At 68.0% G+C, this 25753-nt stretch carries 19 protein-coding genes; all 19 read left to right on the plus strand.

The window, feature by feature from the left end; genetic code table 11:
• Positions 1-77 precede the first annotated feature (77 nt).
• The 19 genes from rplJ to tuf all read left to right on the plus strand — a co-directional run bounded on the left by rplJ (position 78) and on the right by tuf (position 25573).
• Entirely contained in the window at positions 78-740 is a 663-nt protein-coding gene (gene rplJ / locus ABD262_RS01165) for a 50S ribosomal protein L10 (protein ID WP_344129899.1), read from the plus strand.
• Positions 741-811: 71 nt separating this feature from the next.
• The gene (gene rplL, locus ABD262_RS01170; protein ID WP_344129902.1) at positions 812-1198 is read left to right on the plus strand and encodes a 50S ribosomal protein L7/L12; all 387 of its coding nucleotides are present in this window, start codon (positions 812-814) and stop codon (positions 1196-1198) included.
• A gap of 191 nt (positions 1199-1389) precedes the next feature.
• A complete protein-coding gene (locus ABD262_RS01175; RefSeq protein WP_344129905.1) occupies positions 1390-2400 on the plus strand; it encodes an ABC transporter ATP-binding protein in 1011 nt (336 codons plus the stop codon).
• A complete protein-coding gene (locus ABD262_RS01180) occupies positions 2397-3167 on the plus strand; it encodes an MlaE family ABC transporter permease (RefSeq protein ID WP_056924016.1) in 771 nt (256 codons plus the stop codon). Before ABD262_RS01175 ends, ABD262_RS01180 begins: the two co-directional genes overlap by 4 nt.
• A 16-nt stretch (positions 3168-3183) precedes the next feature.
• Entirely contained in the window at positions 3184-4011 is an 828-nt protein-coding gene (locus ABD262_RS01185; RefSeq protein ID WP_344129908.1) for an MlaE family ABC transporter permease, read from the plus strand.
• A gap of 3 nt (positions 4012-4014) precedes the next feature.
• Positions 4015-5328, plus strand: coding sequence for an MCE family protein (locus tag ABD262_RS01190; protein ID WP_344129911.1), 1314 nt, complete (start codon positions 4015-4017; stop codon positions 5326-5328).
• Positions 5325-6374 carry an MCE family protein gene (locus ABD262_RS01195; protein WP_344129914.1) on the plus strand — a complete coding sequence of 350 codons (1050 nt, stop codon included), beginning with the start codon at positions 5325-5327 and terminating at the stop codon, positions 6372-6374. The genes ABD262_RS01190 and ABD262_RS01195 overlap by 4 nt, the downstream gene beginning before the upstream one ends.
• Positions 6371-7342 carry an MCE family protein gene (locus ABD262_RS01200; protein ID WP_344129918.1) on the plus strand — a complete coding sequence of 324 codons (972 nt, stop codon included), beginning with the start codon at positions 6371-6373 and terminating at the stop codon, positions 7340-7342. Before ABD262_RS01195 ends, ABD262_RS01200 begins: the two co-directional genes overlap by 4 nt.
• Positions 7342-8622, plus strand: coding sequence for an MCE family protein (locus tag ABD262_RS01205; protein WP_344129921.1), 1281 nt, complete (start codon positions 7342-7344; stop codon positions 8620-8622). Before ABD262_RS01200 ends, ABD262_RS01205 begins: the two co-directional genes overlap by 1 nt.
• Before the next feature lie 8 nt (positions 8623-8630).
• A complete protein-coding gene (locus tag ABD262_RS01210; protein ID WP_344129923.1) occupies positions 8631-9926 on the plus strand; it encodes an MCE family protein in 1296 nt (431 codons plus the stop codon).
• Positions 9923-11194, plus strand: a complete 1272-nt coding sequence (locus tag ABD262_RS01215; RefSeq protein ID WP_344129926.1) for an MlaD family protein — start codon at positions 9923-9925, stop codon at positions 11192-11194. Before ABD262_RS01210 ends, ABD262_RS01215 begins: the two co-directional genes overlap by 4 nt.
• Positions 11191-11745: a hypothetical protein gene (locus tag ABD262_RS01220; RefSeq protein ID WP_344129929.1), complete on the plus strand. Its 555-nt coding sequence runs from the start codon at positions 11191-11193 to the stop codon at positions 11743-11745. The genes ABD262_RS01215 and ABD262_RS01220 overlap by 4 nt, the downstream gene beginning before the upstream one ends.
• A complete protein-coding gene (locus ABD262_RS01225) occupies positions 11729-12445 on the plus strand; it encodes a hypothetical protein (RefSeq protein ID WP_344129932.1) in 717 nt (238 codons plus the stop codon). The genes ABD262_RS01220 and ABD262_RS01225 overlap by 17 nt, the downstream gene beginning before the upstream one ends.
• 455 nt (positions 12446-12900) lie before the next feature.
• On the plus strand, positions 12901-16377 hold the full coding sequence (gene rpoB, locus ABD262_RS01230) for a DNA-directed RNA polymerase subunit beta (RefSeq protein ID WP_344129935.1): 3477 nt from the start codon (positions 12901-12903) through the stop codon (positions 16375-16377).
• Positions 16378-16476: 99 nt separating this feature from the next.
• Positions 16477-20355 (plus strand): DNA-directed RNA polymerase subunit beta', encoded by a 3879-nt coding sequence (locus ABD262_RS01235; protein WP_344129937.1) that lies wholly within the window; start codon positions 16477-16479, stop codon positions 20353-20355.
• Positions 20356-21177: 822 nt separating this feature from the next.
• Positions 21178-21552 carry a 30S ribosomal protein S12 gene (gene rpsL / locus ABD262_RS01240; RefSeq protein WP_056883290.1) on the plus strand — a complete coding sequence of 125 codons (375 nt, stop codon included), beginning with the start codon at positions 21178-21180 and terminating at the stop codon, positions 21550-21552.
• Positions 21552-22022, plus strand: coding sequence for a 30S ribosomal protein S7 (gene rpsG, locus ABD262_RS01245; RefSeq protein WP_056915473.1), 471 nt, complete (start codon positions 21552-21554; stop codon positions 22020-22022). The genes rpsL and rpsG overlap by 1 nt, the downstream gene beginning before the upstream one ends.
• Positions 22023-22142: 120 nt before the next feature.
• On the plus strand, positions 22143-24260 hold the full coding sequence (gene fusA / locus ABD262_RS01250) for an elongation factor G (RefSeq protein ID WP_344129945.1): 2118 nt from the start codon (positions 22143-22145) through the stop codon (positions 24258-24260).
• 116 nt (positions 24261-24376) lie between these two features.
• Entirely contained in the window at positions 24377-25573 is a 1197-nt protein-coding gene (gene tuf, locus ABD262_RS01255; RefSeq protein ID WP_344129948.1) for an elongation factor Tu, read from the plus strand.
• Positions 25574-25753 lie beyond the last annotated feature (180 nt).

The following is a 25753-nucleotide window of genomic DNA, read 5'->3' on the forward strand; positions in this document are numbered from 1 at the left end:
CCCGTGCCCTGTGCACGGGGCTTCTTCCATGTGGGGCCCTCACCTCCGGCCGGTCGCACACACGGAAGGGAGGCCCCATGGCCAAGGCTGACAAGGCTGCCGCCATCGCCGAGCTGTCGGACAAGTTCCGCAACTCCGGCGCGGCCGTGCTGACCGAGTACCGCGGGCTTTCGGTGAAGCAGATCACCACCCTGCGCAACTCGCTGCGCGGAAACGCCACCTTCGCCGTCGTGAAGAACACGCTCACCGAGCTTGCTGCCAAGGACGCCGGAGTCACGGCGTTCGACGGCCAGCTCGTCGGACCGTCCGCCATCGCGTTCGTCGATGGTGACCCGGTCGAGGCCGCAAAGGGCCTGCGTGACTTCGCCAAGGCGAACCCCCTCCTCGTGATCAAGGGCGGCGTCCTCGACGGCAAAACCCTGACTCCCGCGGAGATCACGAAGCTCGCGGACCTCGAGTCCCGCGAGGTTCTCCTGGCCAAGCTGGCCGGTGCCCTTCAGGCGTCGCTCAGCCAGGCTGTCTACCTCTTCGCCGCACCGTTGTCGCAGACCGCTCGGGTCGTCGACGCGCTGCGCGCCAAGGTCGAGGCCGAGGGCCCGGTGGCTGCTGCCGCCGCTCCCGCTGCCGAGGCCGCTGAGGCTGACGAAGACACCGCCGAGGCTCCCGCAGCCGAGGCGTCCGCCGAGGCCCCCGTGGCCGAGGCAACCGCAGACGTCGCCGAGGGTGGCGACGAGAGCTGAGTCCTCCGGGACCCAGCTCGCCCACCAAACCGCCACTCACGGCATACGAAGAAATAGAAAGGACGCCCATCATGGCGAAGCTCTCCACCGACGAGCTCCTTGAGGCTTTCAAGGAAATGACCCTCATCGAGCTCTCTGAGTTCGTGAAGCAGTTCGAGGACACCTTCAACGTCACCGCTGCTGCCCCCGTGGCCGTTGCCGCGGCCGGCGCCCCGGCTGGCGGCGGCGCCGCCGAGGTCGAGGAGCAGGACGAGTTCGACGTCATCCTCGAGTCCGCTGGTGACAAGAAGATCCAGGTCATCAAGGAGGTCCGCGCGCTGACCTCCCTCGGTCTCAAGGAGGCCAAGGACCTCGTCGACGGCGCTCCCAAGCCCGTCCTCGAGAAGGTTGACAAGGCTGCGGCCGACAAGGCCAAGGAGGCCCTCGAGGGCGCCGGGGCCACCGTCACCCTCAAGTGATCTGAGCTCCCCTCGGGGAGCACCAGCACTGCTGCGAAGCGGGTCCGACCACCAGGTCGGGCCCGCTTCCGCGTCCCCTCCCGCACCGCCACGGCATACCGGGCCGTAACTTCGCCCCGCCTTCCTCGTTGAGCCATGCGAACCGGGGCCTGTCAGCAGTGACGGGCGTGGACTTCACGACGAGGTGAGCTGTGGGCGTTGAGATCAAGGTCGAGGGCCTGACCAAGCGATTTGGGTCGCAGGTCATCTGGAACGACGTGTCCCTCACCCTCCCCGCAGGGGAGATCTCCGTGATGCTCGGACCCTCGGGCACCGGCAAGTCGGTCTTCCTCAAGACCCTGGTGGGCCTGCTCAAGCCCGACGCCGGCTCGATCATGATCGAGGGCCGTGACCTGACCCGGCTGCGTGAGCACGACCTCTACGAGATCCGCAAGCTGTTCGGGGTGCTGTTCCAGGACGGGGCGCTCTTCGGCTCGATGAACCTCTACGACAACGTCGCGTTCCCGCTGCGCGAGCACACCCGCAAGTCGGAGTCCGAGGTCCGCAGCATCGTGATGGAGAAGATGGACCTGGTCGGCCTCACCGGCGCCGAGACCAAGCTGCCCGGCGAGATCTCCGGCGGGATGCGCAAGCGCGCGGGGCTCGCCCGCGCCCTGGTGCTCGACCCGGAGATCCTGCTCATCGACGAGCCGGACTCGGGTCTCGACCCCGTGCGCACGTCCTACATCAACCAGCTCTTCATCGACCTGAACGCCCAGATCGACGCGACCTTCCTGATCGTCACGCACGACATCAACTCCACCCGCACCGTGCCGGACAACATCGGCCTGCTCTACCACAAGCACCTCGCGATGTTCGGACCGCGCGAGATGCTGCTGAGCTCGGAGGAGCCGGTGGTGCGCCAGTTCCTCAACGCGCAGACCATCGGGCCGATCGGCATGTCGGAGGAGAAGGACGCCGACGAGCTCGCGGCCGAGGCGCGGTCCGGCCAGGAGCTGCCGCCGCTGCCCCCCATCCCGCTGCAGCTGGGCACCAGCGACGGTGCGCCCCGGCGCGGCGAGCGCCCCGCCGGCCAGTGGTGCCGCGACAACGGCATCACCCCGCCGCCCGGCTCGTTCCAGTCACACAACGCCGGGGTGCCCGGGGTGCGTCACATCGAGCCCACCGAGCCGGCCGTCGTCACCGAGGCGGTCTCGTCGTGAGCAACCCGGCCATCGGTGCGCTGCGCCAGAGCGGGTCGCTCTTCGCGCTGGTGCTCGACGTCATCCGGTCGCTGCCGAAGCGGCCGTTCCAGACCAAGGAGTTCATCCAGCAGTGCTGGTTCATCGCCTCGGTCACGATCGTGCCGACCGCGCTGGTCTCGATCCCCTTCGGCGCGGTCATCGCGCTCCAGCTCGGCACGCTGACCCGTCAGCTCGGTGCCCAGTCGTTCACGGGCGCGGCGTCGGTGCTCGCCGTCATCCGGGAGGCCTCGCCGATCGTCACCGCGTTGCTGATCGCCGGGGCCGGTGGCTCGGCCATCTGCGCCGACCTCGGCTCGCGCAAGATCCGCGAGGAGATCGACGCGATGGAGGTGCTCGGCATCAGCCCGATCCAGCGCCTCGTCGTGCCGCGGGTGCTCGCGGCGATGCTCGTAGCGCTCCTGCTCAACGGGCTGGTGTCCGTCGTCGGCGTCGCGGGCGGCTACTTCTTCAACGTGATCATCCAGGGCGGCACGCCGGGCGCCTACATCGCCTCGTTCACCGCGCTCGCCCAGCTCGCCGACCTGTGGACCAGTGAGATCAAGGCGGTCATCTTCGGCTTCATCGCCGCGGTGGTCGCGTCCTACAAGGGCCTCACGGCCGGCGGCGGCCCCAAGGGTGTCGGCGACGCGGTCAACCAGAGCGTCGTCATCACCTTCATGTTCCTGTTCGTCGTGAACTTCGTGGCGAGCGCCGTGTACTTCCAAGTCGTCCCCCAGAAGATCTGAAGGAGGTGCAGACACCATGAGCAAGGTCCTGGACCTGGCCGGTCGACCGGTCGAGGCGCTCGACAGCCTCGGCGAGCAGATGCGGTTCTACATCCGCTCGCTCGCCTGGAGCCCGCGCACGCTGCGCCGCTACAAGAAGGAGGTGCTGCGCCTCCTGGCCGAGGTCTCCCTCGGCTCGGGCGCCCTCTCGGTGATCGGTGGCACCGTCGGCGTCATCGCCTTCCTCGCCTTCTTCACCGGCAGCCAGGTCGGCCTGCAGGGCTACTCCTCGCTCAACCAGCTCGGCACCGGGGCCTTCACCGGCTTCGTCTCGGCCTACCTCAACACCCGCGAGATCGCGCCCCTGGTCGCCGGCCTCGCCCTGGCGGCCACGGTCGGCTGCGGCTTCACCGCTCAGCTCGGCGCGATGCGGATCTCCGAGGAGGTCGACGCCCTCGAGGTGATGGGCGTGCCGTCCCTGCCGTTCCTCGTGACCACCCGCATGATCGCGGGCTTCGTCGCCGTCGTGCCGCTCTACGTGCTCGGGCTGCTGTCGTCCTACGGCGCGACGCGCTTCATCGTCGTGCACTACTTCGGGCAGTCGGCCGGCACCTACGACCACTACTTCCACCTGTTCCTGCCACCGATCGACGTGCTCTTCTCGTTCCTCAAGGTGATGGTGTTCGCGGTCGTGATCATCCTCATCCACTGCTACTACGGCTACAACGCGTCCGGGGGACCGGCCGGTGTGGGCGTGGCCGTCGGCAAGGCCGTCCGGACCTCGATCGTGGCCATCAACATCGTCGACTTCTTCTTCTCGCTCGCGGTGTGGGGCGCCACCACGACCGTCCGGATCGCGGGTTGAACCATGGCTGACACATCCACCGGAGCACTGTCACGCCTGGGCAACCGCGCCTACGGCGTGGGCTTCATCCTCGTCGTCGGCCTGCTCGTCGGGCTGTCGGTGGCGTCGTTCCAGAAGCGGTTCACCTCGGTCGTCATGGTCAACCTGCTGACCGACCGGATCGGGTCGCAGCTGCAGACCTCCTCCGACGTCAAGATCCGCGGGCTGATCGTGGGCGAGGTCCGGTCCATCGAGACGACCGGCAAGGGCGCCCGGCTGCGGCTCGCCCTGAAGCCGGAGATGGTCGACCTGATCCCGGCGAACGTGTCGGCCCGGCTGCTCCCCAAGACGCTCTTCGGTGAGCGGTTCGTCGACCTGGTGGCCCCCGCCGAGGCGAGCGGGCGGCACATCGCCAAGGGCGACACGATCGGACAGGACCGGACGTCGGTGGCGATCGAGCTGGAGCGGGTGTTCGACGACCTGCTGCCGCTGCTGCGCACCGTCCAGCCCGAGAAGCTCTCCGCCACGCTCAACGCCCTGGCCACCGCGCTCGAGGGCCGAGGCACCCAGCTGGGCCAGAACCTCGTGCTCGTCGACTCCTACTTCAAGCAGATCAACCCCAAGCTCCCCGTGATCAAGGCCGACATCAGTGGCCTCGCCGACCTCGCCAGCACGTATGCCGTGGCGGCGCCGGACCTCGTCCGCGCGGCCAAGGCGCTGATCACCACCTCGACGACGATCGTGGAGAAGAAGGACGCCCTGTCCGGATTCCTGGCCGGAACGGCCGGGTTCGCCAACACCACCGCGGACTTCCTCGACGCCAACGGTCAGCGGATCATCCGGGTGGGGGCGGTGCAGCGACCGACGGTCGAGGTGTTCGCGAAGTACTCGCCCCAGTACCCGTGCATCGCCACCGCCATGACCAACTGGATCCCCCGGATCGACGAGGCCTGGCGTGACAAGACCTTCCACATCACCCTCGAGGTCACCCAGCAGCGCTCCGGCTACCAGCCCGGCGAGGAACCGCGCTGGGGTGAGAAGCGCGGACCGAGCTGCCAGGGCCTGCCGGGTCGCTTCGGCACCCAGGAGCACCCCTGGACCGGCAACCACTTCGACGACGGCACCAACCGTCCGGGCTCCTCGGCCGGCAGCGCACTCCCGTCGATGTTCTCCGGCCTCTCGGGGCAGCGCATCGTCGGCGTCGACTCCGGACTGGCCGGCACCGAGGGTGAGCAGGCCGTCGTGGCGGCCCTCCTCTCCCCGGACGGGAAGCGCTCGGCCATCACCACCCTGCTCGCGGGTCCGATGCTGCGCGGAACGGTGGTGAACCAACGATGAGCACCCGTGCCAGCCTCGTGAAGTTCGTCGTCTTCGTGGTCGCGACCCTGCTCGCCACGGGCACCCTGGCGGCGACGATCGCCAACACCCAGTTCGGCGACAAGGCGACCTACCGCGCGGTCTTCAAGGACGTCACCGGTCTCGCGGCCGGGCAGGAGGTGCGCATCGCCGGCGTCCGGGTCGGTGAGGTCAGGTCGATCGCGGTGGCCTCCGACCGGGTGCACGCGACGGTCGAGTTCAACGTGCTGAAGACCAGCGTCCTCACCCAGGGCACCAGGGCCACGATCAAGTACCGCAACCTGGTGGGGGAGCGCTACATCGCCCTCACCCAGGACGTCGGTGGCGCGACCCCCCTCAAGGACGGCGCGACCCTCGGCCTCGACCACACGCAGTCGGCCCTCGACCTGACGGTGCTGTTCAACGGGTTCAAGCCGCTCTTCGCGGCGCTCTCGCCCAAGGACGTGAACGAGCTGTCGACCAACATCATCAGCGTCCTGCAGGGCGAGGGCGGCAACATCAACTCGCTGCTGTCGAAGACCGCGTCGCTGACCTCCACCCTCGCCGACCGTGACGAGGTCATCGGTCGCACGATCACCAACCTCAACACCGTGCTGGGCACCGTGGACGCCCACGACGCCGCCCTCAAGGAGCTGATCGACCAGCTCCAGCGGTTCATCTCCGGCCTGGCCGCCGACCGGACGACGATCGGCGCCTCCCTGACGAACATCAACTCGCTGACCGCCGAGACCGCGGACCTGCTCAAGGTGACCCGGCCCTCGATCAAGGCGGACATCGCGCACCTGCACGACCTCAGCGCGAACCTCAACAAGCCGTCGAACACCGCGACCTTCGAGAAGTTCCTGTCGACGTCGCCGGGCAAGATCAACACGATCACCCGCACGGCCACCTACGGCTCGTGGTTCAACTTCTACCTCTGCGACTTCAGCGGCACCATCGTCGTGCCGTCGCCGGTCAAGGGAGCGCCTGCCGTGAAGATCCCGGTGGACAAGCCCGCCGGCCTGTCCGGGGCGAGGTGCTCCTCATGAGCATCCCCTTCCGCGAGCGCAACCCGGTGCCGATCGGCGCCGCCGGCCTGCTGGCCATCGGGCTGGTGCTCTTCCTCGCGTTCAACATCCAGAGCATCCCGTTCGTGGGCGGCGGCGACCACTACCGTGCGGCCTTCACCGAGGCAGGTGGCCTGATCAAGGGCGACGACGTCCGGATCGCCGGGGTCAAGGTGGGCAAGGTCGAGAAGGTCGACCTCACCGGCGACCACGTCCTGGTCGACTTCAAGGTCACCGAGCCCGTGGCGTTCGGCACCCGCACCGGCGCCAGCGTGCGGATGAAGACCCTGCTCGGTGCCAAGTACCTCGCCCTCGAGCCGGCCGGTGGCGGCCAGCTGAAGGAGGACAGCGAGATCCCGCTCGACCGGACCGTCTCGTCCTACGACATCGTCAACGCCTTCACCGACCTCGCCACGACGTCGGAGGAGATCGACACCGACCAGCTGGCGAAGTCGCTGACGACCCTCGCGACCGAGTTCAAGGACAGCCCGCCGGACGTGAAGGCCGCGCTGGACGGACTCAGCCGCCTCTCGAACACGATCGCGTCGCGGGACGACGAGCTGCGGCAGCTGCTGGCCTCGGCCAACAACGTCAGCGGCACGATCGCGCAGCGCAACAAGGCGGTCGAGTCGATCATCAAGAACGCCGACCTGCTGATGGTCGAGCTCGACGCGCGGCGCGACGCGATCCACACGCTGTTCACCAACACCTCGGCGATGGCCCAGCAGATCACCGGGCTGGTGCGCGACAACCGCGCCGAGCTGAAGCCGGCGCTCGACCAGCTGACCAAGGTGCTGGCCGTGCTCCAGAAGCACGACAAGGACCTCAGCGCCACGATCGCCGCGATGGCGCCGTTCACCCGGCTGTTCTCCAACGTGCTGGGCAACGGCCGCTGGTTCGACACCTACATCGCCAACCTCACGACCCCCGTCTCCGCGGGAGGCAACTGATGAAGCGACTGCCCGCCATGCCCCGTCTCGGGCTCATCCCCAAGGTCGTCAGCGCCCTGGTCGTGGTCGCCCTCGCTGCCGGGGCCTACGCCTTCTGGCCGCGACAGGACGCAGTCCACGTCACCGGGGAGTTCACCCGCGCGGTCGGCCTGTTCCCCGGCTCCGACGTCCGCATCCTCGGCGTCGCCGTCGGCAAGGTCACCGAGGTGACCCCGCAGGGCGACAAGGTCGAGGTGAAGTTCCAGTTCGACCGCAAGTACAAGGTGCCGGCGGACGCGAAGGCGGCCGTCGTGGCCCCCTCGCTGGTGAGCGACCGCTACGTCCAGCTCCTCCCGGCATACACGTCGGGTCCGGTGCTGAAGGACAACGCCACGATCGGCCTCGACCACACCGCCGTGCCGGTGGAGCTGGACCGCATCTCCTCGAGCCTCGACGACCTGCTGGTCGCCCTCGGCCCGACCGGCGCCAACAAGGACGGCGCCTTCGCCGACGTCCTCGACACCGGCGCCAAGAACCTCGACGGCCAGGGCCAGAAGCTGCACGACACCAACCGTGACCTGTCCAAGGCCCTGGAGACCCTCTCGGGAGGCCGCAACGACCTGTTCGGCACGGTGAAGAACCTCCAGGCCTTCACGACGATGCTCGCCACCAACGACGACCAGGTGCGCCGCCTCAACAGCCACCTCGCGAACGTCTCCGAGCAGCTCGACGGGGAGCGCGACGACCTCGCGGCAGCCCTGAAGAACCTGGCGGTCGCGCTGAGCGAGGTCAGCTCGTTCGTCCACGACAACCGCGCCGGCCTGACCACGAACCTCAAGCAGCTCGCGGCGGTGACCGGCACGATCGCCGAGCAGCGTGACGCGCTCGCCGAGACCCTGACCAACGCCCCGGTCGCCGTCAGCAACCTGCAGAACGCCTACAACCCCGACACGGGCACCCTCGACACCCGCGCCAACGTCAACGAGAACCTCAAGCTCCGGAACCTGCTGTGCGGCCTGATCACCGCGGGTGGCCAGCCGGCGACCCTGTGCAAGACGGTCAACGGCGCGCTCAAGCCGATCGAGGACCTGCTCGCCCAGGCCGACAAGCTCGGCGTGAAGCTGCCGCTCGACCTGCTGTCGGCGCTGCCGCAGTCGCCGGCCGGCACGGCGTCGACCAGCTCGACCAGCTCGACGACCACCTCGACCACCTCGATGACCACGGACGCCGGGGCGGGCACGGTGCTGATGCGCGGCGCCGACCCCACGCTCGGCGGTCTGCTGGAGGGAAGCACCCGATGAGGACCCTGATGACGAGCCCGACCAGCCGCGACGCCGGAGCTCTCGGAGCTCTCGGAGCTCGCGGTATGCCGCGGGCCCGCCGCCTGCTGTCCGCCGTGGTCGTGCTCGCGACGCTCCTCGGGGTCTCCGGCTGCCAGGGCGCCTTCGACCTCCCGCTGCCCGGCGGGGCCGCGAACCGTGGCGACATCTTCCGCGTCACGGCGGAGTTCGCCGACGTGCTCGACCTCGTGCCCCAGTCGTCGGTCAAGGTCGACCAGGTGACGGTCGGGTCGGTCGAGAAGATCGAGCTGAACGGCTGGACGGCACGGGTGACGCTGCGGCTGCCCAAGAACGTCGACCTCCCGGACAACGCGGTCGCCGAGCTCAAGCAGACCTCGCTGCTCGGCGAGAAGTACGTCCAGCTCTCGCCGCCTCCCTCGACGGCGCCCGAGGGCCACCTCGGCGACGGCGACAACATCCCCCTCGCGCGCACCGGCCGCAACCCCGAGGTCGAGGAGGTCCTGAGCGCGCTCTCGCTGCTGCTCAACGGGGGCGGGGTCGCGCAGCTCAAGGTGATCGAGTCCGAGCTCAACAACGCCATGCGGGGCAACCAGGCGCAGATCAAGGACGTCATCAAGCAGCTCGACGTCTTCGTCGGTGGGCTGGACGACCAGAAGGCCGAGATCGTGCGCGCGATCGACAACATCGACAAGCTCGCCGGCAAGCTCGCGGCCCAGAAGGACGACATCGCCGCCGCCCTCGAGGCGCTGCCGCAGGGGCTGAAGGTGCTGGCCGACCAGCGCACCCAGCTGGTCCAGATGCTCCAGGCGCTCAGCCGGCTCGGCGCCGTCGGCACCCAGGTCATCCAGCAGAGCAAGGCCGACACGGCGGCGAACCTCAAGGCCCTCGCCCCGATCCTGGCCCAGCTCACCAAGGCGGGCGACGACCTGCCCAAGTCGCTCCAGCTGCTGCTCACCTACCCGTTCTCCGACGCGACGACCGGGGCGATGAAGGGCGACTTCACCAACCTGTCGGCCGACCTCGACCTGAACCTGACGAACCTCGCCGGCAACCTCGGCGTGCCGACCACGCCGCCCGGTGGCGGCGGCCTGCCGACCACCACCCCCAGCCTGCCGTCGCTGCCGACCCTGCCCACCCTGCCGCCAGTCCCGTCCCTGCCCGGCCTGCCCGTGCCCACCAGCACGTCGAGCAGCAGCACCAGCTGTCCGCCGGTCATCGGCTGCCCGCTGGGCGCTCCGGCCCAGCAGTCGGGGTCCGCGGGATCCGACCAGTCCTGGCGCACGCTCTACGGAGGGACGGCATGATCCGCCGCGGCGTGAAGGTGCAGCTGGCCGCGTTCCTGCTGATCACCCTGTTCACCGTCTCGCTCCTGTCGGCGCGCTACGTCGGCCTGTACGACCGGGTCGCCGGTGGCCAGTTCCACGTGACGGCTGACTTCGAGCAGTCCGGCGGCATCTTCGTCGGGTCCGAGGTCTCCTACCGCGGCGTCACGGTGGGGCGCGTCGACGACCTGCGGCTGTCGAAGGACGGCGTCATCGTCGACGCGAAGATCGAGCGCGGGGTGAAGATCCCCAAGGACACCAAGGTGGTGGTGGAGAACCGCTCGGCGGTCGGGGAGCAGTACCTCGACTTCCAGCCGCGCAGCGACCGGGGACCCGACCTCGCCGACGGCGACGCGATCCCGCGCAAGGACACGGCATACCCGTTGCGGGTGGACACGCTCCTCCTGGACCTCGACCAGACCGTGAACTCGGTGGACAAGCAGGACCTGTCGACCGTCGTCGACGAGCTGGGCAAGGGCTTCGCCGACGGTGGCGAGGACCTCCAGCGCCTGCTGGACAGCGGCGACGCCCTGACCAAGTCGGCCACCGAGGCGCTGCCCGAGACCATCAAGCTGATCGACGACGGCCGGATCGTGCTGGACACCCAGCGCGACACGGCCGGCGACGTCAAGGTGTTCGCGAGCAACTTCGCCGACCTGTCCGAGACCCTCAAGGCCTCCGACGGCGACCTGCGGCTGATCCTCGACCGGGGTGCGGTGGCCTCCAAGGAGCTCGACACCCTGGTCAGGGACAACCGGGGCAACCTCGCCGCCCTGCTCGCCAACCTGATCACCATCGGCCAGGTGACGACCTCGCGGGTCGACGGGATCCAGCAGCTGCTGGTCACCTATCCCGACGTCGTCGCGGGCGGCTACACGGTCGTGCCCGGCGACGGCTCCGCGCACTTCGGGCTGGCGCTCGCGCAGGACCCGCCGGTGTGCACCCAGGGCTACCAGGGCACCAAGCGGCGCAGCCCGAGCGTCACCACCGACACCAAGGCGAACACCGCCGCCCGGTGCAGCGCACCCCGCGGCTCGGCCACCAGCGTGCGTGGCGCGCAGAACGCCCCCGGGCCGTCGTCCAGCACGAACTCGACCGTTCCGTTCGCTTTCGGCGACCAACCCGTATCCCCGGGCATGGCTGCCTCGTTGGGCATGACAACGCCACAGGTGTCGGTGCCCCTGCCTCCGTCCGGAGGTGAGAGCAGCGAGTCCTCGTGGTTGTGGATCATGAAGGAGGCTGCTCGATGAGCACCATCACCACCACCGCCGACCCGATGTCGGCGCCCCTCACGCGGGGCGACCGCGTCAAGGCCCTGCGCCTCACCCCACGCATGGTGTGGGCCGTGGTGGCGGTGGCCCTCGTGGCCAGCCTGGCGCTGGGCGCGACCCGTGGCCGCGACTGGTATGCCGCGCGGCAGACCGAGGCGGCCAACGCGGCCGCCGTGGCCGCCGCCAAGCAGCTGGCCATCAACTTCGTCACCGTCGACTACACCAAGGTCGACGCGGACGTGGCTCGGGTGAAGGCGGGTGCGACGGGGGAGTTCCTCAAGAGCTACTCGACCTCGGCCGCCGACCTCAGCAAGGTGCTGGTCGCGAACAAGACGGTCTCGACCGTCGCGCGCACGGAGGCCGCCCTGGTCTCGGGTGACCAGGACTCGGCGGTCGCCCTCGTCGGGGTGGTCGCGCCGACCAAGAACACCGCCGTCCCGAACGGCGAGACCAAGACCTACCGGATGCGGCTTGACCTGCGGATGGTTGGCGACGCGTGGAAGGTGGAGAACCTTGAGTTCGTCGGCTAGCAAGACCCGTCGCCCGGTCGCGGGGGAGCGGGCTCGGTCCCGCAGCACCAGTGCTCCCGCCAGCCAGGTGGCCAGCCCGCCGCGCCCTCGCCGGGTCACCGGCGGCGCGACGGCCACCCCCACAGCCTCCGGTGCGCCCAGCGCGTCCCCCACGGTCCGGTTCGCACCTGACCGGGTCGGCCCCGCCGGTCGCACGACCGTCTCCACCGGGTCGGGCCCGGCCGGCCGTCGACGCTGGCTGGTGCCGGTCGTCGCGCTGGTGGTGGTGCTCGCCCTCCTGGGCACGGTCGCCGGCGTCAGCCTGCGCAACCCCGCCGCGCAGGCGCGCACCGACCGGGCGGCGGCCAGCCAGGCCCGCACTTCGATCGAGCAGATGCTCAGCTACAACTACAAGACCATCGACGCCCAGGCGGCCCAGATCGAGGCCCTGCTGACCGGGCCGTTCAAGGGCGAGTTCAGCGCCGCCATGGCCAAGGACATCATCCCGCTCGCGGTCAAGAACCAGACCGTCGTGCAGGCCAAGGTCTCCGACATCGGCGTCATGAGCTCCTCCGCCACCACCGTCAAGGTGCTGGCGTTCGTCAACCAGGCGCGGGTCGGCACCGACCAGAAGCAGCCCGTGGTCGACCAGAACCGCGTCATCGCGACGATGTCGAAGGTCGGCGACCGGTGGCTGATCAGCAAGGTCGAGGCGTTCTAGAGCATCCCCGAGGCCGTCCAGGGCACCTCTGACGGCGACCCGCCGGAGCCTGGACGGGCCCCCGGACGGTCCTCCTGACCTGCGGCGATGCACCCCATCCGGGGTGCATCGCCGTCGTCCGTTCGGCGACGCGCGCCGAGATTGTCTTGACGTGGGCGGTTTGGCGCGTCATCCTCGTCTGCGTCGGATCAGCCCGTGGCTTGTGGCCCGGGCCTGACCCCCGTCGACAGATCGTGGCGCGAGCCCGCTGGACACGGTTGGACGAGGCTGCCCTCTTTCGTGTATGGTAACCCTTTGCGCTGCCCTCTTCCTGACCTCACCTCAGACCTCAGCCCTTCGTCGTGCCCTGCGGCACGGATTCGTGGCCCAGTCTCCTGCGTGGTCCGGATGGCGGCCGGCGCTGCACCGGTTTCGAACCATCAGTTTTAAGACAAGGCCCGTGGAAGGACCCCTCCTTGGCTGCCTCGCGCAACGCGACTCAGACTGTGTCCACCGCACGGACGGCTTCCGGCCGTCTGTCGTTCGCGAAGATCCGCGAACCCCTCGAGGTCCCAGACCTCCTGGCGCTGCAAACGGAAAGCTTCGACTGGCTGCTCGGTAACGAGCGCTGGCAGGCCCGTGTCGCAGAGGCCAAGGCCGAAGGCCGTGGGGATGTGCCGGATCGCTCCGGCCTCGAGGAGATCTTCGAGGAAATCTCGCCCATCGAGGACTTCAGCGGCTCGATGTCGCTGTCGTTCCGTGACCACCGCTTCGAGGAGGTCAAGTACTCCATCGAGGACTGCAAGGAGCGCGACCAGACCTACTCGGCGCCCCTGTTCGTCACCGCGGAGTTCATGAACACCACGACTGGCGAGATCAAGAGCCAGACGGTCTTCATGGGCGACTTCCCGCTCATGACCGAGCGCGGCACCTTCGTGATCAACGGCACCGAGCGTGTCGTCGTGTCGCAGCTGGTCCGCAGCCCGGGCGTCTACTTCGAGCGCACGCCCGACAAGACGTCCGACAAGGACATCTACACCGCCAAGGTCATCCCGAGCCGCGGTGCCTGGCTGGAGTTCGAGATCGACAAGCGCGACATGGTCGGCGTCCGCGTCGACCGCAAGCGCAAGCAGTCGGTCACGGTGCTCCTGAAGGCCCTCGGCATGTCCGAGGCCGACATCCTCGAGGAGTTCGGCGACTTCGAGTCGATGCGGCTCACCCTGGAGAAGGACCACACGGCCGGCCAGGACGACGCGCTGCTCGACATCTACCGCAAGCTGCGCCCGGGCGAACCGCCGACCCGTGAGGCTGCCCAGACCCTCCTGGACAACCTCTACTTCAACCCCAAGCGCTACGACCTGGCCAAGGTCGGTCGCTACAAGATCGACCGCAAGCTGGGCGTCGCCGCCGACCTCAGTGCGTCCGTGCTGTCCGTGGACGACATCGTCGCCACGATCAAGTACATCGTCGCGCTGCACGCCGGCGAGTCCACCCTGGCCGGCAAGAACGGCGACGAGGTGCCCGTCGAGGTCGACGACATCGACCACTTCGGCAACCGTCGCCTGCGCAACGTGGGTGAGCTGATCCAGAACCAGGTACGCACCGGCCTGTCCCGCATGGAGCGCGTCGTCCGCGAGCGCATGACCACGCAGGACGTCGAGGCGATCACGCCGCAGACCCTGATCAACATCCGCCCCGTGGTGGCCTCGATCAAGGAGTTCTTCGGCACCTCCCAGCTGTCGCAGTTCATGGACCAGAACAACCCGCTCGCGGGCCTGACGCACAAGCGGCGCCTGTCGGCCCTCGGCCCGGGTGGTCTGTCCCGTGACCGCGCCGGCATGGAGGTCCGTGACGTCCACCCGTCGCACTACGGCCGCATGTGCCCGATCGAGACCCCTGAGGGCCCGAACATCGGCCTGATCGGCTCGCTCGCGTCCTACGGGCGGATCAACGCGTTCGGCTTCATCGAGACGCCGTACCGCAAGGTCGTCAACGGCACGGTCACGGACGAGATCCACTACCTGTCCGCCGACGAGGAGGACCGTCACGTCATCGCGCAGGCCAACGCCGTCATCAACGCCGAGGGACTGTTCACCGAGGACCGCGTCCTCGTCCGCACCAAGGGCGGCGAGGTCGACTACATCCCCGGCGCCGACGTCGACTACATGGACGTCTCGCCGCGCCAGATGGTGTCTGCCGCGACCGCCCTGATCCCGTTCCTCGAGCACGACGACGCCAACCGCGCCCTGATGGGCTCGAACATGCAGCGCCAGGCGGTGCCGCTGGTCAAGTCCGAGGCGCCGCTCGTCGGCACCGGCATGGAGTACCGCGCCGCCCTCGACTCGGGCGACGTCGTCCGGGCCGAGACCGCCGGTGTGGTCACCGAGGTGTCCGCCGACCTCGTCACCGTCGCCGGTGACGACGGCTCGACGCGCACCTACCGGATCGCCAAGTTCGCGCGCTCCAACCAGGGCACGTCCTACAACCAGGTCGTCGTCGTCAACGAGGGTGACCGGGTCGAGGCCGGCGGCGTCATCGCCGACGGTCCCGCGACCGACGGTGGCGAGATGGCCCTGGGCCGCAACCTGCTCGTGGCGTTCATGCCGTGGGAGGGCCACAACTACGAGGACGCGATCATCCTCAGCCAGCGTCTGGTGCAGGACGACGTCCTCTCCTCGATCCACATCGAGGAGCACGAGGTCGACGCCCGCGACACCAAGCTCGGGCCGGAGGAGATCACCCGGGACATCCCGAACGTCTCCGAGGAGGTCCTGGCCGACCTCGACGAGCGCGGCATCATCCGCATCGGCGCCGAGGTCCGCGACGGCGACCTGCTCGTCGGCAAGGTCACGCCCAAGGGTGAGACCGAGCTGACCCCGGAGGAGCGCCTGCTGCGCGCCATCTTCGGTGAGAAGGCTCGCGAGGTCCGCGACACGTCGCTCAAGGTGCCCCACGGCGAGACCGGCACGGTCATCGGCGTCAAGGTGTTCGACAAGGACGAAGGCGACGACCTGCCCCCGGGCGTCAACCAGCTCGTCCGCGTCTACGTCGCCAACAAGCGCAAGATCACCGACGGTGACAAGCTCGCCGGCCGCCACGGCAACAAGGGCGTCATCTCCAAGATCCTGCCCGTCGAGGACATGCCGTTCCTCGAGGACGGCACCCCCGTCGACGTCGTGCTCAACCCGCTCGGCGTCCCCGGTCGAATGAACGTCGGACAGATCCTCGAGCTGCACCTCGGCTGGGCCGCCTCCCGTGGTTGGGAGATCGCGGGCAACCCGGACTGGGCCAAGCTCATCCCCGAGGACGCCCGTTCGGCCCCGGCCGGCACGCGGGTCGCCTCGCCGGTGTTCGACGGTGTGCGCGAGGACGAGATCGTGGGTCTGCTCGACTCCACGACCAAGACCCGCGACGACGTCCGGCTCATCGACGGCTCCGGCAAGTCCCGGCTCTTCGACGGTCGCTCCGGCGAGCCGTTCCCCGAGCCGGTGTCCGTGGGCTACATGTACATCCTCAAGCTGCACCACCTCGTGGACGACAAGATCCACGCCCGCAGCACCGGCCCCTACAGCATGATCACGCAGCAGCCGCTGGGTGGTAAGGCTCAGTTCGGTGGCCAGCGCTTCGGTGAGATGGAGGTGTGGGCACTCGAGGCCTACGGCGCCGCCTACGCGCTGCAGGAGCTGCTCACGATCAAGTCCGACGACGTCCAGGGCCGCGTGAAGGTCTACGAGGCCATCGTCAAGGGCGACAACATCCCGGAGCCCGGCATCCCCGAGTCCTTCAAGGTGCTCATCAAGGAGATGCAGTCGCTGTGCCTGAACGTCGAGGTGCTCAACAGCGAAGGCACCTCCATCGAGCTGAAGGAGTCCGACGAGGACGTCTTCCGCGCGGCGGAGGAGCTCGGCATCGACCTGTCCCGGCGCGAGCCCAGTTCGGTCGAAGAGGTCTGACGGTATGCCGCGTGGTCACCGCCACGGTGACCACGCGGCCTACCTCCCCTCACGACCAACCCCCTAGTTTCAAGCAAGAGACACGGAAGAAGGAACCACGTGCTCGACGTCAACTTCTTTGACGAACTGCGCATCGGCCTGGCCACGGCGGACGACATCCGCCAGTGGAGCCACGGCGAGGTGAAGAAGCCCGAGACGATCAACTACCGCACGCTCAAGCCCGAGAAGGAGGGCCTGTTCTGCGAGCGCATCTTCGGCCCCACCCGGGACTGGGAGTGCAACTGCGGCAAGTACAAGCGGGTCCGCTTCAAGGGCATCATCTGTGAGCGCTGCGGCGTCGAGGTCACCCGCGCCAAGGTGCGTCGCGAGCGGATGGGCCACATCGAGCTCGCCGCACCCGTCACCCACATCTGGTACTTCAAGGGCGTCCCGTCGCGGCTGGGCTACCTGCTCGACCTCGCCCCGAAGGACCTCGAGAAGGTCATCTACTTCGCGGCCTACATGATCACGTCCGTCGACGAGGAGCAGCGTCACAAGGACCTGCCCTCGCTCGAGGCACAGATCGAGGTGGAGAAGAAGGAGTACGAGAACAAGCGCGACTCCGAGGTCGACACCCGTGCCAAGCGGCTCGAGTCCGACATCGCCGAGCTCGAGGCCGAGGGCGCCAAGGCTGACGCCCGCCGCAAGGTCCGCGAGTCCGCCGAGCGCGAGATGAACCAGATCCGCAAGCGCGCCGACATGCAGATCGAGCGCATCGAGCAGGTCTGGGACCGGTTCAAGAACCTCAAGGTCCAGGACCTCGAGGGCGACGAGATCCTCTACCGCGAGATGCGTGACCGCTTCGGTCTGTACTTCGAGGGTGGCATGGGCGCCGCGGCGATCCAGAAGCGCCTCGAGGACTTCGACCTGGTCGCCGAGGCCGAGCTGCTGCGCGAGATCATCGCCACCGGCAAGGGCCAGAAGAAGACCCGTGCGCTGAAGCGGCTCAAGGTCGTGACCGCCTTCCAGGCGACGACCAACAAGCCGTCCGGCATGGTCCTCGACGCCGTCCCGGTCATCCCGCCGGACCTGCGCCCGATGGTGCAGCTCGACGGTGGCCGCTTCGCGACCTCCGACCTGAACGACCTCTACCGCCGGGTGATCAACCGCAACAACCGGCTCAAGCGCCTGCTCGACCTCGGTGCGCCGGAGATCATCGTCAACAACGAGAAGCGGATGCTCCAGGAGGCTGTCGACAGCCTCTTCGACAACGGCCGTCGTGGCCGCCCGGTCACGGGCCCCGGCAACCGTCCGCTCAAGTCCCTGTCCGACATGCTCAAGGGCAAGCAGGGCCGGTTCCGCCAGAACCTGCTCGGCAAGCGCGTCGACTACTCCGGCCGTTCGGTCATCGTCGTCGGCCCGCAGCTCAAGCTGCACCAGTGTGGTCTGCCCAAGCAGATGGCGCTCGAGCTCTTCAAGCCGTTCGTGATGAAGCGTCTGGTCGACCTCGACCACGCCCAGAACATCAAGTCGGCCAAGCGCATGGTGGAGCGGGCTCGTCCGGTGGTGTGGGACGTCCTCGAAGAGGTCATCACCGAGCACCCCGTGCTGCTCAACCGCGCACCCACCCTGCACCGCCTCGGCATCCAGGCCTTCGAGCCCCAGCTGGTCGAGGGCAAGGCCATCCAGATCCACCCGCTCGTCTGCTCGGCCTTCAACGCCGACTTCGACGGTGACCAGATGGCCGTGCACGTGCCGCTGAGCACCGAGGCGCAGGCCGAGGCCCGCATCCTCATGCTCTCGAGCAACAACATCCTCAAGCCGGCCGACGGCCGTCCGGTGACCATGCCCACCCAGGACATGATCATCGGGCTCTACCACCTCACCTCCGAGGTGGAGAACGGCAAGGGCTCCGGCCGCGCGTTCTCGTCGGTCTCCGAGGCCCGCATGGCGTTCGACGCCGGCGAGCTGGAGCTCGGCAGCAAGGTCAAGATCCGCCTGCTCGACGTCGTGCCGATCCCCGGCACGGAGCTGGGCGAGGGTGTCGAGCCGAACGAGCTGGGCCAGGTGGCCTCGCTCACCGTCGAGACCAGCCTCGGGCGGGCGCTGTTCAACCAGACCCTGCCGGTCGACTACCCGTTCGTGGACGCGGTCGTCGACAAGAAGCGCCTCTCGACCATCGTCAACGACCTGGCCGAGCGCTACAGCAAGGTCCAGGTGGCTGCGTCCCTCGACGCGCTCAAGGAGTACGGCTTCCACTGGGCGACCCGCTCGGGCACCACGGTGGCCATCTCCGACGTCGTGACCCCGCCGCGCAAGCTCGAGATCCTCGAGGGCTACGAGACCAAGGCCACCAAGGTCCAGGTCCAGTACGAGCGCGGTCTGATCACCGACGACGAGCGTCGCCAGGAGCTCATCGAGATCTGGACCCAGGCCACCAACGAGGTCGCCAAGGAGATGGAGGCCAACCTCCCGAAGACCAACACCATCTACAAGATGGTGTCGTCGGGTGCGCGTGGTAACTGGATGCAGCTGCGGCAGATCGCCGGTATGCGTGGTCTGGTGTCCAACCCGAAGGGCGACATCATCCCGCGACCGATCCGCGCGAACTTCCGCGAGGGCCTGTCCGTGCTCGAGTTCTTCATCTCCACGCACGGTTCGCGTAAGGGTCTTGCCGACACCGCGCTGCGCACCGCCGACTCGGGTTACCTGACCCGTCGTCTGGTGGACGTGTCGCAGGACGTCATCATCCGCGAGGACGACTGTGGCACCGAGCGTGGCCTGACCATGCCGATCGCGCAGAAGAACGCGGCCGGCGCCCTGGTCGAGCACGACGACGTGGAGACCTCGGTCTACGCGCGGACGCTCGCCGCCGACGTCGAGAAGGACGGTTCCGTCCTCGCCGAGGCCGGTATCGACCTCGGTGACGTGGTCATCGACGCCCTCGTCGCCGCTGGCGTCGAGGAGGTCAAGGTCCGCTCGGTCCTCACCTGCGAGTCGCACGTCGGCACCTGTGCCGCCTGCTACGGCCGGTCGCTCGCGACCGGCAAGCTGGTCGACATCGGCGAGGCCGTCGGCATCATCGCGGCCCAGTCGATCGGTGAGCCCGGCACCCAGCTGACGATGCGTACCTTCCACACCGGTGGTGTGGCTGGTGACGACATCACGCAGGGTCTGCCCCGTGTCGTCGAGCTGTTCGAGGCGCGCACCCCCAAGGGTGTCGCCCCGATCGCCGAGGCGTCCGGTCGGGTCTCCATCGAGGACACCGACAAGACCCGTCGCATCATGCTCACCCCGGATGACGGCTCCGAGGAGCACGCCTACCCGGTGAGCAAGCGAGCGCGTCTGCTGATCGCCGACGGCGACCACGTCGAGGTCGGCCACCGGATGACGCAGGGTTCGATCGACCCCAAGCAGGTCCTTCGCATCCTCGGCCCGCGTGCGGTGCAGATGCACCTCGTCGACGAGGTGCAGCACGTCTACCGCCAGCAGGGTGTGTCGATCCACGACAAGCACATCGAGGTCATCGTCCGCCAGATGCTGCGCCGGATCACGATCATCGAGTCCGCCGACGCCGACCTGCTCCCCGGTGAGCTGGCCGAGCGTGGTCGGTTCGAGACCGAGAACCGTCGCGTCGTCGCCGAAGGTGGCCGCCCGGCCTCGGGTCGCCCCGAGCTCATGGGTATCACCAAGGCGTCGCTGGCCACGGACTCCTGGCTCTCGGCCGCCTCCTTCCAGGAGACGACCCGCGTGCTCACCGAGGCCGCGATGAACGCCAAGTCGGACCCGCTGCTGGGTCTGAAGGAGAACGTCATCCTCGGAAAGCTCATCCCGGCCGGCACGGGTCTCCCGCGCTACCGGAACGTCAAGGTCGAAGCCACGGAAGAGGCCAAGGCTGCGATGTACTCGATGCCCAGCTACGAGTACGACTACCCGGTGTTCGGCCCCGGCTCCGGCGAGGCCATCCGGCTCGACGACGCCGAGCTCGGTCTCGACTGAGCCCTGGGCTCGATTCACTGCACGACCCGAGGGGGTCGGCCCGGTTTCTCCGGGCCGACCCCCTCGGTCCTTGCGTGCACGGGTCGGGCGACTCCCGGCGTCCCGCCCCCGCGCTGCTGGCCAGGGGTGGGGTGCTGCACGTGACCCCGGTCTGGCGGGTCTGGTGCCCCACAGGGGGCCAGCAGTGGGGGGAGGGGTCCGGGGTGGTCCCCGGGGCAGCCCGCGGCACCACGGCTGGTCGCCCGCGTTGGACCGTATGCCGCGTGGTCACCACGCGGCATACCCGCGCTTTGCCTTGCCGGCCCGGGACTTGTTGCCGGCTGGTGGTCACGAGGCCCCCGATTTGAGGGTTCGGTGACGATCTGCGCGCAACAAGTCGGCGAGTCCCCGGCCTTGTTGCCGGCTGGTGGTCACGAGGCCCCCGATTTGAGGGTTCGGTGACGATCTGCGCGCATCAAGTCGCCGCAGCGTGAAGTGGCGGCGGCCATCGGGGCCGGAGGTCGGGTAACCGATTTGGTCGGGTACCACGCAGGCGGTATCTTTGAACACTGTGCCTGAGGTCTGCCTCAGTCATGCGCTGGAGTCGGTGCCGACCACCTCACGACCAACACCGTGACCACTGTCGGCCGCTGGGCCAGCACCCCTCTCGCCGGGCACTCCGCAACCGAACCGCCATGGTTCGTGCGTGGAGGGTGCAGGGGAGAGCGCCGAGCACGACACACCCGAGTGCGGGGGTCGGGCAAGGCACCACACCAAGGAGTGCCAGCAGGACCGCAGCCGCGGCCCGGCGGCACAGAACATCAACTACGTACGGAGAACAGGTTGCCTACGATCAACCAGCTTGTGCGCAAGGGGCGTCAGGACAAGGTCACCAAGACCAAGACTCCTGCCCTCAAGGGCTCGCCCCAGCGCCGTGGCGTGTGCACGCGTGTGTACACCACCACCCCCAAGAAGCCGAACTCTGCCCTGCGCAAGGTCGCCCGTGTGCGCCTCACCAGCGGCATCGAGGTCACGGCCTACATCCCGGGCGTCGGCCACAACCTGCAGGAGCACTCGATCGTGCTCGTGCGTGGCGGTCGTGTGAAGGACCTCCCGGGTGTCCGTTACAAGATCGTGCGCGGCTCGCTCGACACCCAGGGTGTCAAGAACCGCAAGCAGGCCCGCTCCCGTTACGGCGCGAAGATGGAGAAGAAGTAATGCCTCGCAAGGGACCCGCGCCCAAGCGCCCCCTCGTCGTCGACCCGGTCCACAACTCCCCGTTGGTGACCCAGCTGGTCAACAAGATCCTCCTCGATGGCAAGAAGTCCATCGCCGAGACGATCGTCTACGGCGCCCTCGAGGGCGTCAAGGAGAAGACCGGCTCCGACCCCGTCGTGACCCTCAAGCGCGCGCTGGACAACATCCGTCCGACGCTCGAGGTCAAGTCGCGTCGTGTCGGTGGCGCCACCTACCAGGTGCCGATCGAGGTCAAGCCCAACCGCGCGACCACCCTCGCCCTGCGCTGGATGGTCGGCTACTCGCGGCAGCGTCGTGAGAAGACCATGACCGAGCGGCTGATGAACGAGATCCTCGACGCGTCCAACGGCCTCGGCGCCGCAGTGAAGCGTCGCGAGGACACCCACAAGATGGCCGAGTCCAACAAGGCCTTCGCGCACTACCGCTGGTAACAGCGACCGGTATGCCGCGGGCCACCGCGTGCACGCGGCATACCGGGGGTGCGTGGTCGCGGCCCCGCCCACCACGCACCACCACGAACTTTTTCTAACGAGCGAGATGAGACGATCACATTGGCACTCGACGTCCTGACGGACCTGACCAAGGTCCGCAACATCGGGATCATGGCGCACATCGACGCCGGCAAGACGACGACGACTGAGCGCATCCTCTTCTACACCGGTGTCAACCACAAGATCGGTGAGACCCACGACGGTGCGTCGACCACCGACTGGATGGAGCAGGAGAAGGAGCGCGGCATCACGATCACGTCTGCCGCCGTGACCTCCTTCTGGGAGGGCACCCAGATCAACATCATCGACACCCCCGGTCACGTGGACTTCACGGTCGAGGTGGAGCGCTCGCTGCGCGTCCTCGACGGTGCCGTCGCCGTGTTCGACGGCAAGGAGGGCGTCGAGCCCCAGTCGGAGACCGTGTGGCGTCAGGCCGACAAGTACGACGTCCCCCGCATCGCGTTCGTCAACAAGATGGACAAGCTCGGCGCGGACTTCTACTTCACCGTCGACACCATCAAGGACCGCCTCGGTGCGGAGCCCCTCGTGCTCCAGCTGCCGATCGGCTCCGAGAGCGAGTTCGTCGGAGTCGTCGACCTCATCTACCGTCGCGCCCTCGTGTGGCCCGGTGACGCCAAGGGTGACGTCACCATGGGTGCCAAGTACGAGATCCAGGAGATCCCGGCCGACATGCTCGAGAAGGTGGAGGAGTACCGCCACGCCCTCGTCGAGCGCGTCGCCGAGTCCGACGACGTCCTCATGGAGAAGTACCTCGGTGGCGAGGAGCTGACGCCCGAGGAGATCAAGGGCGCGATCCGCAAGCTCACGGTCAACTCCGAGCTCTACCCGATCCTGTGTGGCTCCGCGTTCAAGAACCGCGGTGTGCAGCCGATGCTCGACGCAGTCGTCGACTACCTGCCGTCGCCGCTCGACGTCCCCCCGATGGTCGGCCACAAGCCGAACCACGAGGAGGTCGAGATGACGCGCAAGCCCGACACCAGCGAGCCGTTCTCGGCGCTGGCCTTCAAGGTCGCCACGCACCCGTTCTTCGGCACGCTGACCTTCATCCGGGTCTACTCCGGCCAGATCTCCTCCGGCTCCGCGGTCGTCAACACGACCAAGGGCCGCAAGGAGCGCATCGGCAAGCTCTTCCAGATGCACGCCAACAAGGAGAACCCCGTGGACGAGGCCCTCGCGGGTCACATCTACGCGGCGATCGGCCTGAAGGACACCACGACCGGTGACACCCTCAGCGACCCGAACGACCAGATCGTGCTGGAGTCGATGACGTTCCCGGACCCGGTCATCCAGGTGGCCATCGAGCCCAAGACCAAGGGTGACCAGGAGAAGCTCTCCACCGCCATCCAGAAGCTCTCCGCCGAGGACCCGACCTTCCAGGTCCACCACGACGAGGAGACCGGCCAGACGATCATCGCCGGGATGGGCGAGCTCCACCTCGACATCCTCGTGGACCGGATGAAGCGCGAGTTCAAGGTCGAGGCCAACGTCGGCAAGCCGCAGGTGGCCTACCGCGAGACCATCCGCCGCACCGTGGAGAAGTTCGACTACACCCACAAGAAGCAGACGGGTGGCTCCGGCCAGTTCGCCAAGATCCAGATCAGCATCGAGCCCCTCGACACCACCGAGTCCGGCGAGCTGTACGAGTTCGAGAACAAGGTCACCGGTGGCCGCGTCCCGCGCGAGTACATCCCCTCGGTCGACGCCGGTATCCAGGACGCCATGCAGTACGGCGTGCTCGCGGGGTACCCGCTGGTCGGCATCAAGGCGACGCTGCTCGATGGCGCCTACCACGACGTCGACTCCTCCGAGATGGCGTTCAAGATCGCCGGCTCCATGGCGCTGAAGGAGGCCGTCCGCAAGGCCGACCCCGTGCTCCTCGAGCCGATGATGGCCGTCGAGGTGCGCACGCCCGAGGACTACATGGGCGACGTCATCGGTGACATCAACTCCCGCCGTGGCCAGATCCAGGCCATGGAGGACATCAGTGGTGCCAAGGTCGTTCGCGGCCTGGTCCCGCTGTCGGAGATGTTCGGCTACGTCGGAGACCTGCGTTCCAAGACCCAGGGTCGGGCGAACTACTCGATGGAGTTTGACTCCTACGCCGAGGTCCCCAAGGCTGTTGCCGAGGAGATCATCAAGAAGACCCGTGGTGAGTGACCGGTAGCATTACCGGTCGCACCACGGACTGCAGAGCTCCACAACCCCCAATCCGCGCCACGTCCCGCCTGGGAACACGGCGTTCAACCAAAGAAGAGTCCTGAGGAGGACATCAAGTGGCGAAGGCAAAGTTCGAGCGGACTAAGCCGCACGTCAACATCGGCACCATTGGTCACATCGACCACGGTAAGACGACGCTGACGGCTGCGATTTCCAAGGTCCTGCACGACAAGTACCCGGACCTGAACCCGCAGTTCGCGTTCGACGACATCGACAAGGCACCCGAAGAGAAGCAGCGCGGTATCACGATCTCGATCGCGCACATCGAGTACCAGACGGAGAGCCGTCACTACGCCCACGTCGACTGCCCCGGACACGCTGACTACGTGAAGAACATGATCACGGGTGCGGCGCAGATGGACGGTGCGATCCTGGTTGTCGCGGCCACCGACGGTCCGATGCCCCAGACGAAGGAGCACGTCCTCCTGGCCCGCCAGGTCGGCGTCCCCTACATCGTCGTGGCGCTCAACAAGGCCGACATGGTCGACGACGAGGAGATCCTCGAGCTCGTCGAGATGGAGGTCCGTGAGCTGCTGTCCGACTACGAGTTCCCGGGCGACGACCTGCCGGTCGTCAAGGTCTCGGCGCTGAAGGCGCTCGAGGGCGACGCTGAGTGGGGCAAGTCGGTCCTGGAGCTGATGGACGCCGTTGACAGCGCCATCCCGGAGCCGGAGCGCGAGGTCGACAAGCCGTTCCTCATGCCCGTCGAGGACGTCTTCACGATCACCGGTCGTGGCACCGTCGTCACCGGTCGTATCGAGCGCGGCATCCTCAACGTCAACGAGGAGATCGAGATCGTCGGCATCCACGAGGGTCCGCCCACCAAGACCACGGTCACCGGCATCGAGATGTTCCGCAAGCTCCTCGACGAGGGTCGTGCGGGCGAGAACGTCGGCCTGCTGCTGCGTGGCACCAAGCGCGAGGACGTCGAGCGCGGGCAGGTCATCTGCAAGCCGGGCTCGATCACCCCGCACACGGACTTCGAGGCGAACGTCTACATCCTCTCGAAGGACGAGGGCGGCCGTCACACGCCGTTCTACGACAACTACCGCCCGCAGTTCTACTTCCGTACCACCGACGTGACCGGCGTCGTGCACCTCCCCGAGGGCACCGAGATGGTCATGCCCGGTGACAACACGGAGATGAACGTCGAGCTCATCCAGCCGATCGCCATGGAGGAGGGCCTGCGCTTCGCCATCCGCGAGGGCGGCCGTACCGTCGGCGCCGGCCGCGTCACCAAGATCACGAAGTAGTTCGCGCGATCTGACGCACCAGCACCTCCAGAGGGGCCCGCAGCTTCGGCTGCGGGGTCCTCTGCTGTCCCCGGCGACAACGCCAGCCGCCTGGGGGCTTTGCTCTGGTATGCCGGATCTGCCCGGTTCCCGGGTACGGCTCGTGGGGGAGGTGGGCGTGGCCGGGCGCGGCTAGTTTCG

It is taken from the genome of Pedococcus bigeumensis (assembly GCF_039531795.1).
Taxonomy (GTDB): Bacteria; Actinomycetota; Actinomycetes; order Actinomycetales; family Dermatophilaceae; genus Pedococcus; species Pedococcus bigeumensis.

Coding starts and splice junctions, on each gene's coding strand:
- rplL (WP_344129902.1), top strand. CDS start 812: ATGGCGAAGCTCTCCACCGACGAGCTCCTTGAGGCTTTCAAGGAAATG.
- ABD262_RS01195 (WP_344129914.1), top strand. CDS start 5,325: ATGAGCACCCGTGCCAGCCTCGTGAAGTTCGTCGTCTTCGTGGTCGCG.
- ABD262_RS01205 (WP_344129921.1), top strand. CDS start 7,342: ATGAAGCGACTGCCCGCCATGCCCCGTCTCGGGCTCATCCCCAAGGTC.
- ABD262_RS01190 (WP_344129911.1), top strand. CDS start 4,015: ATGGCTGACACATCCACCGGAGCACTGTCACGCCTGGGCAACCGCGCC.
- ABD262_RS01210 (WP_344129923.1), top strand. CDS start 8,631: ATGACGAGCCCGACCAGCCGCGACGCCGGAGCTCTCGGAGCTCTCGGA.
- rplJ (WP_344129899.1), top strand. CDS start 78: ATGGCCAAGGCTGACAAGGCTGCCGCCATCGCCGAGCTGTCGGACAAG.
- ABD262_RS01215 (WP_344129926.1), top strand. CDS start 9,923: ATGATCCGCCGCGGCGTGAAGGTGCAGCTGGCCGCGTTCCTGCTGATC.
- rpsG (WP_056915473.1), top strand. CDS start 21,552: ATGCCTCGCAAGGGACCCGCGCCCAAGCGCCCCCTCGTCGTCGACCCG.
- ABD262_RS01185 (WP_344129908.1), top strand. CDS start 3,184: ATGAGCAAGGTCCTGGACCTGGCCGGTCGACCGGTCGAGGCGCTCGAC.
- ABD262_RS01200 (WP_344129918.1), top strand. CDS start 6,371: ATGAGCATCCCCTTCCGCGAGCGCAACCCGGTGCCGATCGGCGCCGCC.
- ABD262_RS01220 (WP_344129929.1), top strand. CDS start 11,191: ATGAGCACCATCACCACCACCGCCGACCCGATGTCGGCGCCCCTCACG.